The organism is Catenulispora yoronensis (genome assembly GCF_039531695.1).
Lineage (GTDB): Bacteria > Actinomycetota > Actinomycetes > Streptomycetales > Catenulisporaceae > Catenulispora > Catenulispora yoronensis.
Map to the genome: position 1 here is coordinate 96,744 of NZ_BAAAQN010000033.1, position 13,768 is coordinate 110,511.

At 74.8% G+C, this 13,768-nt stretch carries 4 protein-coding genes and 1 pseudogene; all 5 read left to right on the top strand.

The annotated features are described in order from the left end of the window. Positions 1-74: 74 nt before the first annotated feature. Positions 75-941, top strand: a complete 867-nt coding sequence (locus tag ABD481_RS25290; protein ID WP_344668240.1) for a 3-hydroxyacyl-CoA dehydrogenase family protein — start codon at positions 75-77, stop codon at positions 939-941. Further along, positions 938-1,234: an acyl carrier protein gene (locus ABD481_RS25295; protein WP_344668241.1), complete on the top strand. Its 297-nt coding sequence runs from the start codon at positions 938-940 to the stop codon at positions 1,232-1,234. The genes ABD481_RS25290 and ABD481_RS25295 overlap by 4 nt, the downstream gene beginning before the upstream one ends. Beyond that, positions 1,227-2,336: an acyl-CoA dehydrogenase family protein gene (locus tag ABD481_RS25300; protein ID WP_344668242.1), complete on the top strand. Its 1,110-nt coding sequence runs from the start codon at positions 1,227-1,229 to the stop codon at positions 2,334-2,336. Before ABD481_RS25295 ends, ABD481_RS25300 begins: the two co-directional genes overlap by 8 nt. A 19-nt stretch (positions 2,337-2,355) precedes the next feature. Then, positions 2,356-3,456, top strand: coding sequence for an HAD-IIIC family phosphatase (locus ABD481_RS25305; protein ID WP_344668243.1), 1,101 nt, complete (start codon positions 2,356-2,358; stop codon positions 3,454-3,456). A 181-nt stretch (positions 3,457-3,637) separates the two neighbouring features. After that, positions 3,638-13,762, top strand: a pseudogene (locus ABD481_RS25310) (type I polyketide synthase); the annotation flags it as partial. Between the last annotated feature and the right edge of the window lie 6 nt (positions 13,763-13,768).

Genomic DNA, 13,768 nt, shown 5'->3' on the forward strand with positions numbered 1-13,768 from the left:
CGACGACGGCTCAAGCCGTCGCCGAGTGGCTGGACACATAACCAACACCTACCGATCGCAGGGAGGTCCCGTCGATGGGCACTGACCACACCGGGCACCGGCTCGCCGTCGTCGGCGCCGGGGTCATGGGCACCAACATCACCGCCACGGCCCTGGGGCACGGTGTCGACGTCGTCCTGGTGGACGTCAGCGACGAGCTGCTGGCCGCCGGGCGCCGCAAGATCAAGGAGAAGACCCGGCACGCGCAGCTGATGGGCGCGCTGCCGGCCGGCGTGGCCCCGGGCACCCTGACCACCACCACCGAGCTGTCCGGGATCGCCGAGGCCACCGTGGTGGTCGAGGCGGTGCTGGAGGTCGCCGAGGTCAAGGAGAAGGTCCTGACCGAGGCCGGGCGGATCGTCCGGCCGGGCACCGTGGTCATCTCCAACACCTCGTGCATCCCGATCGACGAGATGGCGGACTGGCTGGAGCGGCCCGAGGAACTGGTCGGCGTGCACTTCATGAACCCGACCTATCTGATCAAGGCCGTGGAGATGATCCGCGGGCCGCGCACCTCCGAGGCCACCATGGCCGGCGGCAAGGCGCTGCTGGCCGCGATGGGCCGCGAGGGGCTGGTGGTCAACGACAACCCCGGCTTCGTCATCAACTTCCTGCTGCACCCGCTGATCAACAGCGCGGCCAAGCTGGTCGAGCGCGGCGTGGCCGACGTGGAGACGATCGACAAGCTGCTGGAGGGGTGCCTGGGGCACTCCACCGGGCCGCTGCGCACCGCCGACCTGATCGGCATCGACAACCTCGTCGACTCGCTGGTCGTGCTCTACGAGCGCAGCGGGGACGAGAGCTGCAACCCCTGCGAGCTCATGCTCGAGAAAGTCCGCACCGGCGCTCACGGCCGCAAGTCCGGCCGGGGTTTCTACGATTACGGAAAGGTTGTCTCATGACCGTCGATCAGGACACTGCGCCCGAGGCCCTGGACGCCCCGACCGTCGAGCAGGCGCTGCTGGCGTTCCTGGCCGAGCAGATCAAGACCGAGGTCGGCCTGGACGAGGACCTGTTCGGCTCCGGCCTGGTCAGCTCCATGTTCGCGATGCAGCTGGTCGTGCACCTGGAGGAGACCTTCGACATCGCGATCATCGGCCCGGAGCTGAAGCTGGAGAACTTCCGCACCGTGACCGCGATGACCGCGCTGGTGCTGCGGCTGCGCGAGCAGCAGGGCGCCGAGTCGGATGCCTGAGTCGCTGCTCGCGGCCCGGGCTGCGGTCGGCGACCTCGTCGGCTCGCAGCCCGGGGCCTGGGACCTGGCCGGGGAGCTGCCGATCGCGCTGCTGCGCAAGCTCGGCGCCCAGGGCCTGCTGTGCGCGGAGGTGCCGCAGTCCTTCGGCGGGCTGGGCGCCGGCAGCCAGGACAACGGCGAGTTCACCGCCTACGTCGGCGCCCTGGACAGCTCGCTGCGCAGCATCATGACCTCGCAGGGCATCGCCGCCGCGGCGGTGCGCCGGTTCGGCGACCGCGAGCAGCGCAAGCGCTACCTGGGCGAGCTGACCGGTGGTCGGCTGGCCGCGGTCGGGTTCAGCGAGCCCGGCGCCGGCAGCGAGCTGGCCGGCATGGGCACCCGGATCACCGCCGACGGCGAGGGGTTCGTCCTCACCGGCCGCAAGATGTGGGTCACCGGCTCCGCCTACGCCGACTACCTCATGATCGTCGCGCTGCACGAGGACGCCGCCGCCGCGGTCATGGTCCCCACCGACGCCCCCGGGCTGCGGATCGAGAAGATCCCGGACCCGCTGGGCTGCCGCGCCGCCGGCCACTGCGACGTCTACTTCGACGACGTGCGCCTGTCGGCCTCGGCCGTGCTCGGCGGCGGCGGGCAGTCGCTCCAGATGATCTTCACCACCGCCCTGACCTACGGCCGGATGTCCATCGCCTGGGGCTGCGTCGGCATTCTGCGCGCCTGCCTGCAGGCCGCTTCCGCGCACGCCAAGAAGCGGGCCCAGGCCGGCAAGGTGCTGGCCGAGCACCAGCTGGTGCAGCGGCACCTGGCCGAACTGCTGGTGGCCGAGCGCTCGGCGACCGCGGTCTGCGAGCAGGCCAGCCGGGCCTGGGACGCGAACTCCGCCGAACTGGTCGTCTCCGCCGTGCTGGCCAAGCACTTCGCGGCCGGCAGCGCCGCGCGCGGCGCCGCCTCGGCGGTCCAGGTGCTGGCCTCGGCCGGCGCCCAGGACGGCCACGTGGTGGCGCGGGCCTTCCGCGACGCCAAGTGCATGGAACTCATCGAGGGCACCAACGAGATCTGCCAGCTGGTCCTCGCCCAGCACGCCCTCTCTTCAGTGGACTGAGAAACAAGGAGGACCTCCGGTGTCCGACAAGCCGACGCTCGTCAAGTGCCTGGTCTGGGACCTGGACAACACCCTGTGGGACGGCACCATCCTGGAGGACGGCTCGGTCGAGCTGTTCCCCGGCATCAAGGAGCTGATCGTCGAGCTGGACTCCCGCGGCGTGCTGCAGTCGGTGGCCAGCAAGAACGACCACGACTACGCCTGGGCCCGGCTGGAGCAGCTCGGCGTCAGCGAGTACTTCGTGCTGCCGAAGATCGGCTGGGGCCCGAAGTCCGAGTCGATCGCCCGGATCGCCGAGGAGCTGAACTTCGCGCTGAAGACCATCGCCTTCATCGACGACCAGCCGGCCGAGCGCGCCGAGGTCCAGTACCACGCCTCGGAGGTGCGGGTCTATGACGCGGCGCAGGCGCTGGAGCTGGCCGGGCTGGCGGACTTCAGCCCCGAGGTGGTCACCGTCGACGCCCGCCGGCGCCGCGAGATGTACCAGGCCGGCTTCAAGCGGGACGCCGAGAAAAGCGAGTTCGCCGGCGCCGACGAGGACTTCCTGCGTACGCTGGACCTGCAGATGATCATCAAGCACGCCGACGGCGAGGACCTGTCCCGGGTCGAGGAGCTGACGCTGCGCACCAGCCAGATGAACGCCACCGGCGTGCACTACGGCGACGAGGACCTGCGCGCCCTGCTGGCCGACCCCAAGCACGCGGTGCTCACCGTCACCCTGACCGACCGGTTCGGCCCGCACGGCGCGGTCGGCGTGCTGCTGCTGGAGTACTTCCCCGGCGTGTGGAACCTCAAGCTGCTGGCCACCTCCTGCCGCGTGGTGTCCTTCGGCGCCGGCGCGGTGCTGCTGAACTGGCTGGTCGACCAGGCCGCCCGGGCCGGCGCCCACCTGGTGGCCGACTTCCGGCGCACCGACCGCAACCGGATGATGGACGTCGCCTACCGCTTCGCCGGCTTCACCGACGACGCCTGCGAGTGCGGCGCCGCCCTGGGCGCCACCGCCGCCGCCGACATCAAGCGGCTGCACCTGGTCGCCGACCACCGCCCCGGACCCACCACGATGACCCTGACCGCGCCGGAGCTGGCCGTGCAATCGCGCCAAGCCGTCGCGGTCGGCTGAGACACCGCCGATCGCTTTGGCGTCAGCCACCGACGCCGCGCGGGGACTGGGGGGTCCTGTCGCACAAGGCAGGATCCCGCGTCCCCGCCGCCCCCGCATCTCACTCGCCCCGCGTCACACCGAGGCAGAACCCTGATATTTGGAGCGGACAATGAGCGCGTCCGGAACGTTCCCCACCGCCGAGCCATTGGCGATCGTGGGCATGGGTTGCCGCTACCCGGGCGGCGTGGGCTCACCGGAGGAGCTGTGGCGGGTCGTCGCCGACGAGCGCGAGGTGCTGACCGGCTTCCCGGCCGACCGGGGCTGGGACCTGGACGCGCTGGCCGACCCGGACCCGGACGCCCCGGGCACGTCGTACACCCGCCGCGGCGGGTTCCTGCCCGGCCTGGCCGACTTCGACGCCGCGTTCTTCGGCGTCTCGCCGCGCGAGGCGCTGGCCATGGACCCGCAGCAGCGCCTGGTGCTGGAGACCGCCTGGGAGGCGCTGGAGCGCGCCGCCATCGACCCGGCCGCGCTGCGCGGCACCGGCACCGGCGTGTTCATCGGCGCCGAGCCCAAGGACTACGGCCCGCGCCTGCACACTGCCCCGGCCGATCTGTCAGGGTACTTGTTCACCGGCACCACCGGCAGCGTGGTGTCCGGCCGCGTCGCCTACGCCCTGGGCCTGTCCGGCCCGGCCCTGACCGTCGACACCGCCGCCTCCTCCTCGCTGGTCGCCCTGCACCTGGCCGCCGAGTCGCTGCGGCGCGGCGAGTGTTCCCTGGCCCTGGCCGGCGGCGTGTCCGCGATGGCGACCCCCGGGGCGTTCGTGGCCTTCAGCAGACTCAGAGGCCTGGCGGCCGACGGCCGCTGCAAGCCGTTCTCCGCCGACGCCGACGGGACCGTCTGGTCCGAGGGCGTCGGTGTCCTGGTGCTGGAGCGGCTCGCCGACGCCGTGGCCCGCGGCCACCGGGTGCTGGCCGTGCTCTCCGGCGTCGCGGTCAACAACGACGGCGCCAGCGACACCCTCACCGCGCCCAGCCCCGAGGCCCAGAGCGCGGTGATCCGCGCCGCCCTCGCCGACGCCGGCCTGGCCCCGGACGACGTGGACGTCGTCGAGGCGCACGGCACCGGCACCCCGCTCGGCGACGCCGTCGAGGCCCGGGCCCTGGCCGCCGCCTACGCCGACCGCGGCCGGCCGCTGCTGGTCGGCTCGATGAAGGCGAACATCGGCCACACCCTGGCCGCCGCCGGCGTGGCCGGCGTGATCAAGATGGTCATGGCCCTGCGCTACGGCGTGGCCCCGAAGACCCTGAACATCACCGAGCCGAACACCGACGTCGACCCGGCCGCCCTGACCCTGCTGACCGAGCAGCGGCGCTGGCCGGTGACCGACCGGCCGCGCCGCGCCGCCGTCTCCGGCTTCGGCATCAGCGGCACGAACGCGCACGTGATCCTGGAGCAGGCGCCGGCTGTCGGGGAGGAGCACGCCGGCGCCGCGCCCGGACGCAAGCGGATCCCGCTCGGGGCCAGCTGGCCGGCGAACGGCGCCGACGCGCAGCGCTTGGCGGCCGGCGCGGGCGCCGTGGCGGGCCCGGGTCCGCTCCAGGGCCGGGCCCAGGATTCGGCCCAGAGCCCGGTCCAGGGCTCGGTCCAGGGCTCGGCCCTGAATTCGGCACAGTATGCGGCCCAGAGCCCGGCCCAGAGCCCGGCCCAGAGCCCGGCCCGGAATCCGGCCCTCAGTGCGGCAGCGGCGGCGCCGGTTCTGGCGCACGGCACCTCCGCCTGGCTCGTCGCGGGCCGGTCCGCCGAGGGCCTGGCCGCCCAGGCCACCCGCCTGGGCGAGTGGATCGCGCAGCGGCCGAAGCTCGACGCGACCGACCTCGCCTGGTCGCTGGCCACCACCCGCTCAGCCCTCGAACACCGCGCCGTCGTCCTCGCGCCCGACGGCCTGGAAGCGCTCGCCGCCGGCCAGCCGCACCCCGGGGTGATATCGGGCGCCTCGGCACCCGGCGCGCGCAAGACCGCCTTCGTCTTCCCGGGCCAGGGCAGCCAGTGGGCCGGCATGGGCCGCGACCTGCTCGCGGACTCGCCGGCCTTCGCTGCCCGCTTCGCCGAGTGCGAGGCGGCCCTGGCGCCCCACATCGACTTCTCGCTGCGCGACGCGCTCGCCGAGCCGCCGCAGGCCGCTGACATCGTCCAGCCGCTGCTGTGGGCCGTGGCCGTCTCGCTGGCCGCCGTCTGGCAGGCCGGCGGGGTCGAGCCCGCCTCCGTCGTCGGCCACTCCCAGGGCGAGATCGCGGCCGCGACGGTCGCCGGCGTCCTCACGCTCGAAGACGGCGCCCGGGTCGTCGCCCTGCGCTCGAAGGCGCTGCGCGCCCTGGCCGGGGCCGGCGGGATGCTGTCCATCGCCGAGTCCGCCGACCGGGTTCGCGAGCGCCTGGCCGCGTTCGGCGACCGCCTGTCGGTCGCCGCCGTCAACGGCCCCGCCGCGACCGTGGTCGCCGGGGAGCCCGAGGCGGTGCAGGCGCTGAAAGAACTCTGCGACGCCGACGAGGTCCGCGCCCGCGTCGTCCCCGTCGACTACGCCTCCCACAGCGCGCACGTCGACGCCATCGAGTCCGAGATCCGGACCGCGCTCGCGGGCATCACCCCGCGCGCCGCCGCGGTCCCGCTCGTCTCGGCCATGAGCGGCGAATGGCTTCAGGGCCCGGAGATGGACGCCGCCTACTGGTTCGCGTCCCTGCGCTCCCCGGTCGAGTTCGACCGCGCCGTCCGGGTCCTGGCCGGCTCCGGGCACGACGCCTTCGTCGAGGTCTCGGCGCATCCGGTCCTCACCACGGCGATCACCGACACCCTGGAGGATCTGGGGCGCGGGAACCTGTCCGCGGTCATCGGCACGCTGCGCCGCGACGAGGGCGGCTCCGACCGCCTGCTCGCCTCGCTGGCCGAGGCCCATGTCCACGGCGTCGCCGTCGACTGGACCGCGCTGCTGACCCCCGGGCACCGGATCGAGCTGCCCACCTACGCCTTCCAGCGTCAGCGGTTCTGGCTCACCGACGACTCGGTCCCTGGCGCCTCGGCGGCCGCGGGCGCCGGCGGCCCGGCCCGGACCGCCGCCGGTACCGGACAGGCCGGGGCGTCCGGGGCGTCCGGGGCAGCCGGGCCATCCGCCGCCGACACCGTGCGGACCGGCGCCGTCGCGGACACCCTGCTCCGCCGCCAGCTCATCGATCTGTCGGAGTTGGAACGCGAGCAGTTCACGCTGGACCTGGTCCGCACGCACGCCGCCGCGATCCTCGGCCACGCCTCGCACCACGCCGTCGACCCGGCGCTGACCTTCAAGCAGCTCGGCATGGACTCCGTCACCGCCGTCGACCTGCGCAACCGCGTCAACGCGGCCACCGGCCTGGCGCTGCCGACCACCGTCGTGTTCGATTATTCGACCCCTGTGACGCTGGCCCGCTTCCTCGGCGCCGAGGCGCTGGGCGACGGTCCGGAGGAGTCCGGGCCCGCGGTCGGGGCGGTGGGCGCCGCCGCGCACAGCACCGACGACCCGATCGCCATCGTCGGCATGAGCTGCCGCCTGCCCGGCGGGGTCGAGACCCCCGAGGACCTGTGGCGGCTGGTCGCCGACGGCACCTGCGCCATCACCGAGTTCCCGGCCAACCGGGCCTGGGGCGTGGACCAGGTGACGATGTCGGACGCCGACGGCTCCGGCGGCCTGACCGCGGTGCAGCGCGGCGGCTTCGTCGCCGACGCCGATGAGTTCGACGCCGAGTTCTTCGGCATCAGCCCGCGCGAGGCGCTCACCATGGAGCCGCAGCAGCGGCTGCTGATGGAGGCCAGCTGGGAGGCGCTGGAGCGGGCCGGCATCGACCCGCTGGGCCTGCACGGCAGCCAGACCGGCGTGTTCACCGGCACCTTCTCCTCCGAGTACGCCGGCGGCCTGCCGGAGGCGGTGGAGAAGGACTCCGCCGAGACCTACATGCTCACCGGCACCGCGACCTCCGTCGCCTCCGGCCGGGTCTCCTACAACCTGGGCCTGATGGGCCCGGCGGTCACCATGGACACCGCCTGCTCCTCCTCGCTGGTGGCGCTGCACCTGGCCTGCCAGTCGCTGCGCTCCGGCGAGACCGATCTGGCCCTGGTCGGCGGCGCGACCGTGCACGCCACCGCCGGCTGGCTGGCCTGGTTCGCCGCGCAGCGCGGCCTGGCCCCGGACGGCGAGTCGAAGGCCTACTCCGAGAGCGCCGACGGCGTCGGCCTGGCCGAGGGCGTCGGCGTGCTGGTCGTCGAGCGGCTCTCCGACGCCCGCCGCAACGGCCGCCGGGTGCTGGCGCTGGTCCGCGGCAGCGCGGTGAACCAGGACGGCGCGTCCAACGGCCTGACCGCGCCCAGCGGCGTGTCCCAGCAGCAGGTCATCCGCGCCGCGCTGGCCAACGCCGCGCTCACCGCCGCCGACGTCGAGGTCGTCGAGGGCCACGGCACCGGCACCCCGCTCGGCGACCCGATCGAGGCGCAGGCGCTGATCGCCACCTACGGCAAGGCCCGCGACGCCGAGCACCCGCTGCTGCTCGGCTCCATCAAGTCCAACATCGGCCACGCCATGGCCGCCGCCGGCGTCGCCGGGATCATCAAGATGATCGGCGCCGTCCAGCACGGCGTGGTGCCCAAGACGCTGCACGTCACCGCGCCGAACCCGAAGGTCGACTGGTCCGGCGGCACCGTGCGGCTGGTCACCGAGGCCGAGGCCTGGCCGGACGAGGGCCGGCCGCGCCGCTTCGGCATCTCCTCCTTCGGGATCAGCGGCACCAACTCCCACGTCATCGTGGAGCAGGCCCCTGAGCAGGACCGGGCGCACGACACGGTCGGCGCCGCGCCGGACCTGCCGGGCTCGGCACGGTCGGACGGCGCTCCGGACGGCACCGGGCCCTCGACGCCCGCGTCCGCGTCCGCGTCCGGCTCCGCGCCCGCCCCCGCCCTCGGCCTGGCGGCCTGGCCGATCTCCGGACGCGGCTCCCAAGGACTGCCGTCCCAGGCCGGCCGCCTGCGTGAATTCGTGCTCGGACACCCCGAGCACAGCCCGGCCGACATCGGCTGGTCCCTGGCCTCCACCCGCTCGGCCCTCGAACACCGCGCGGTCGTCTCCGGCGCCGGCCGCGAGGACCTGGCCGCCGGACTGGCCGCCGTGGCCACCGGCCAGGAGGCGTCCGGCGTCGTCACCGGGACGACCGGCGCGCTCGGCGCGCTCGGCTTCGTGTTCTCCGGGCAGGGCGCCCAGCGGCTCGGCATGGGCGCCGACCTGTACGCGCGGCACCCGGTCTTCGCCCGAGCCTTCGACAAGATCTGCGCCGAACTCGACAAGCACCTGGCCGGCGTCGACCTGCCCGGTGCCGAGCCCGCCGACGGCCGGCGCTCGGTCGCGGCGGTCTTCCACGGCACCGACGCCGATCTCGTCAACGAGACCGTGTGGGCGCAGTGCGGCTTGTTCGCCATCGAGGTCTCGCTGTGCGAGCTGCTCGCCTCCTGGGGCGTCACGCCGCAGCTGGTCGCGGGGCACTCCATCGGCGAGCTCGCCGCCGCCCACGTCGCCGGGGTCTGGTCGCTGCCCGACGCCTGCGCGCTGGTCGCGGCCCGCGGCCGCCTGATGCAGGCGCTGCCGCGCGGCGGCGCCATGGTCGCCATGACCGCCACCGAGGAGCAGATCTCCGCGATCCTCGCCGAATGCGGCGACCGCGTCGCGATCGCCGCGGTCAACGCCGCCGCCTCGGTCGTCGTCTCCGGCGCCGAGGACCAGGTCGACGTGGCGGTGGAGCGGATGTCCGCCGAGGGCGTGCGCTGCAAGCGGCTCCGGGTCTCCCACGCCTTCCACTCCCCGCTCATGGAACCGATGCTGGCCGAGTTCGGCCGGGTCGCGATGAGCCTGGAGTACCGGATCCCGAAGGTGGCGCTGGTATCAGGGCTCACCGGGCAGCCGGTGACGCAGGAGGTCACCGACCCCACCTACTGGATCCGGCACGTGCGCGAAGCCGTCCGCTTCGGCGACGCCGTCACCTCGCTGCGCGCCGCCGGCGTGCGCACCTTCGTCGAGATCGGCCCGGACGCCGCGCTCACCCCGATGGTCACCGCCGCCGCCGGCGAGGCCTGGCTGCCGGTGCTGCGGCGCCAGCGCGACGAGGCCGAGACGCTCACCGCGGCGCTGTCCGGGCTGTGGGTGCGCGGCGGCACCGTCGACTGGTCCCGGTACTACGCCGGCACCGGCGCGCGACGCGTCGATCTGCCCACCTATGCCTTCGACCGCAAGCGGTTCTGGATGGGGATGGCCACCGGCGGCGGCAAGGACCTCGCCGGAGTCGGTGTCGCGGGGACCGAGCACGGTCTGCTCGGGGCGGCCGTCGAGCTGCCCGACAGCGGCGGCGTGGTGCTCACCGGTCGGCTCACCCGCCAGTCGCATCCGTGGCTGGTCGACCACGCCGTCGCCGGAGCCGTGATCGTGCCCGGCACCGCGTTGGTGGAGATGGCGATCCGGGCCGGCGACGAGGTCGGCTGCGGACGCCTGGGCGAACTGGTGATCGAGGCGCCGCTGGTGATCCCGGAGACCGGGGGCGTGCGGGTGCAGGTCTCGGTCGGCGCCGCCGACGAGTCCGGGGCCCGCGAGGTCGCGCTGTACGCGCGGGTCGAGGGCGACGGCGTCGACGAGCCCTGGGTGCGCCACGCCTCCGGCGTCCTGGAGCCGGAGCCGGCGCCGGTCGACGACCCCGGCCTGACCCAGTGGCCGCCGTCCGGCGCGCAGCGGGTCGACCTGGAGGAGTTCTACAGCGGTCTGGCCCGGGCCGGGCTCTGCTACGGCCCGGTGTTCCAGGGCGTGCGGGTCGCGTGGAAGCGCGACGAGGACGTGTTCGCCGAGGTCGCGCTGCCCGACGGCGTGACCGCCACCGGCTTCGGCGTCCACCCGGCGCTGCTCGACGCCGCGCTGCAGACCATCTCGCTGGCCGGGGACGGCTTCGGCGGGACCCCGCAGGTCCCGTTCGCGTGGGCCGACGTGCAGGTGCACGCCGTCGACGCGGTCGCCGCGCGGGTGCGGATCGCCTCGGGCCCGGCCGGGGTGCGCGTCGACCTGGCCGACGCCACCGGCGGCCTGATCGCCTCGGTCGGCTCGCTGACCATGCGCGAACTGCCCTCGGACACCTTCGACGCGGCCGCCGCGCTGGCCCGCGAGGCGCTGTTCCGCGTCAGCTGGCAGCCCGCCCCGGCCCCCGAGGACGAGGCCGGCGCCGCCACCGACGGCACCGGCTGGGCGATCCTCGGGCCGGACCGCGGCCTGGACCTGCCCGCCGCCGCGCACTACGCCGACCTGGAGGCGCTGACCGCCGCGCTGGCCGACGGGGCGACGGTGCCGCACACCGTCGTCGCGTTCTGCCAGGCGCCGCCGCGCGCCGAGAAGACCACGAACATCAAGGGCGGCGTGCTCGGCGCCGTCAGCGGCGCGCTGAACGGCGTCGCCAAGGGCGCCGGGATCCAGTCCGTGGCCGGCAAGGTGGCGGACAAGGTCGTCGGCAGCGTCGCGGGCAGTTTCGCCGGCGCGATGAAGGGCTTCACCGGCGGCGGCGCCGCCGGCGGCGACTACCACGACGCGGCCGGACTGGCGCGCGGTGTGGTCGTCGGGACGCAGAGCCTGGTGCAGGCGTGGCTGAGGACCGACCAGCTGACCGCCGCGCGCCTGGTGGTCGTGACGCACCGGGCCGTGGACGCCGGGGCCGAGGCCGCGGTGCGGCCCGGGACCGCCGGGGTCTGGGGCCTGATCCGGGTCGCGGCCTCGGAGAACCCCGGCCGGGTGTTCGCCGCCGACGTCGACGACGTCGCCGGCAGCGGGCCCGCGCTGGCCGCCGGGCTGGCGGTCGGCGAGGCCGAGTTCGCGGTGCGCGGCGGGCAGATCCGCGTCCCGCGCATGGTGCGCGCCGACCGCGGCCTGACGGTGCCCGAGGGCATCGTGCCCGGCGGCTGGGCCCTGGGCTACGAGGGGCAGGGCACGCTGGAGTGCCTGCGGCTGGTGCCCGCGAACGGCGCGACCGTCGCCCTGGAACCCGGCTTCGTGCGGGTCGGGCTGCGGGCCACCGGCGTGAACTTCCGCGACGTGCTGACCGTGCTCGGCGTCTACCCCGGGCCGCCCGGACCGCTGGGCCTGGAGGGCGCCGGCGTGGTGCTGGAGGTCGGGCCCGGCGTGCGCGGGTTCGGGGTCGGCGACCGGGTCATGGGCGTGTTCACCGGCGGCTTCTCCCCGGTGATCGCCGCCGATGCCAGGGCCCTGATCCCGGTCCCGGCGGGCTGGACCTTCGCCCAGGCGGCCGGCGCCCCGGTGGCCTTCGCCACCGCCTACTACGCGCTGGTCGAGCTGGCCGGGCTCGGCCGCGGCGAGTCGGTGCTGATCCACGCCGCCGCCGGCGGCGTCGGGAGCGCGGCGGTGCAGCTGGCGCGGCACCTCGGCGCGGACGTCTACGGCACCGCGAGCCCGTCCAAGTGGCCGGTGGTGCGGGATCTCGGGGTCGCAGCCGAGCAGCTGGCCTCCTCCCGGACCCTGGACTTCGAGGAGCAGTTCGCCGGTCTGGCCGGTGAGCGCGGCATCGACGTCGTGCTCAACTCGCTGACCGGGGAGTTCATCGACGCCTCGCTGCGCCTGATGCGCCCCGGCGGCCGGTTCGTCGAGATGGGCAAGACCGACCTGCGCGAACCCGACGCCGTCACCGGCGCGTACGGGGTCTCCTACCAGGCCTTCGACCTGCTGGATCAGGGCACTGAGAAGATCGGCTCGATCCTGGCCGCGCTGGACCCGCTGTTCCAGTCCGGGGTGCTGCACGCGCCGCCGGTCGCCTGCTGGGACGTGCGGCGCGCCGCCGAGGCGTTCCGGTTCCTGAGCCAGGGCTTCAACATCGGCAAGGTCGTGCTGACCCTGCCGGCCGCCCACCGCCGGCGCGGAGCGGTCCTGGTCACCGGCGCCTCCGGCGCGCTGGGCGCCCTGGTCGCGCGGCACCTGGCGGCGACCGGGCAGGCCGAGGAGCTGGTGCTGGCCTCGCGGCGCGGCGCCGAGGCCAAGGGCGCCGCCGCGCTGGCCGCCGACCTGGCCGCGCTCGGCGCCTCGGTCCGGGTCGCGGCCTGCGACGTCGCCTCGGCCAAGCAGCTCGGCGGGATGTTCACGAAGCTGAAGCTGGCCGGGGCCGCGGTCACCGGCGTCGTCCACACCGCCGGCGTGCTGGACGACGCGGTGTTCGGCTCGCTGACGCCCGAGCGCACCGAGGCGGTGCTGCGGCCCAAGCTGGACGGCGCCTGGCACCTGCACGAGGCCACCCGCGACCTGGACCTGGACCTGTTCGTGCTGTTCTCCTCGGTGGCCGGCGTCATCGGCTCGGCCGGACAGGGCAACTACGCGGCCGGGAACACCTTCATGGACGCGCTGGCCGGCTACCGGCGGCGCAGCGGCCTGCCGGCGGTGTCGATGGCCTGGGGCCCCTGGAAGCTCCAGGACCCGGCGGCCGGCGGCATGGCCGGAACCCTGGAGGGCGGACACTGGGAGCGGATGGCCCGGCAGGGCCTGGCGCCGCTGTCCGGACCGGACGGGCTCGCGCTGCTCGACGTCGCCGCCGGCGCCGCCGACCCGCTGCTGGTCGCGGCCCGGATGGACCTGGCCCGGCTGGCCCGGGCCGGCGCCGACCCGATCCCGATGCTGTCGCAGCTGGTGCGGCGCGGCGGCGGCGCCGGGGCCCGGCCGTCCGCCGGGCGCGGCGGGGCCTCGGCACAGCAGGGGTTGGCCGAGCGGCTGGCGACGCTGGCCCCGGAGGAGCGGCACGAGGCGCTGCTGCAGATCCTGCGCACCCAGACCGCGCTGGTCCTGGGCATCGGCAACGCGCAGGCGATCCAGACCCACCGCTCGTTCCGCGACCTCGGGTTCGACTCGCTGACCGCCGTGGAGCTGCGCAACCGGCTCACCGCCGCGACCGGCCTGGCGCTGCCCGCCACCATGATCTTCGACTTCCCGACCCCCGACGCCCTGGCCGACCACATCGCGGCCGAACTCGGCGGCGGCACCCCGGCCGACGACGACGCCCCGCTGGTGTCGGCGTTCTCGGGGCTGGAGAAGGTCGAGTCGTTCCTGGCCCGGATCGTCACCGACACCTCGGCCCGCGGCCGGCTGGAGACGCGGCTGCGCGGCATCCTGACCGCGCTCGGCGGAGCCGCCGAGGAGGGCGGCGCCGGATCGGTCGCCGACCAGATCCAGGACGCCGACGACGACGACATCTTCGACTTCATCGACAACCAGCTCGGGATCTGAAAACCG

Coding starts and splice junctions, on each gene's coding strand:
- ABD481_RS25290 (WP_344668240.1), top strand. CDS start 75: ATGGGCACTGACCACACCGGGCACCGGCTCGCCGTCGTCGGCGCCGGG.
- ABD481_RS25300 (WP_344668242.1), top strand. CDS start 1,227: ATGCCTGAGTCGCTGCTCGCGGCCCGGGCTGCGGTCGGCGACCTCGTC.
- ABD481_RS25295 (WP_344668241.1), top strand. CDS start 938: ATGACCGTCGATCAGGACACTGCGCCCGAGGCCCTGGACGCCCCGACC.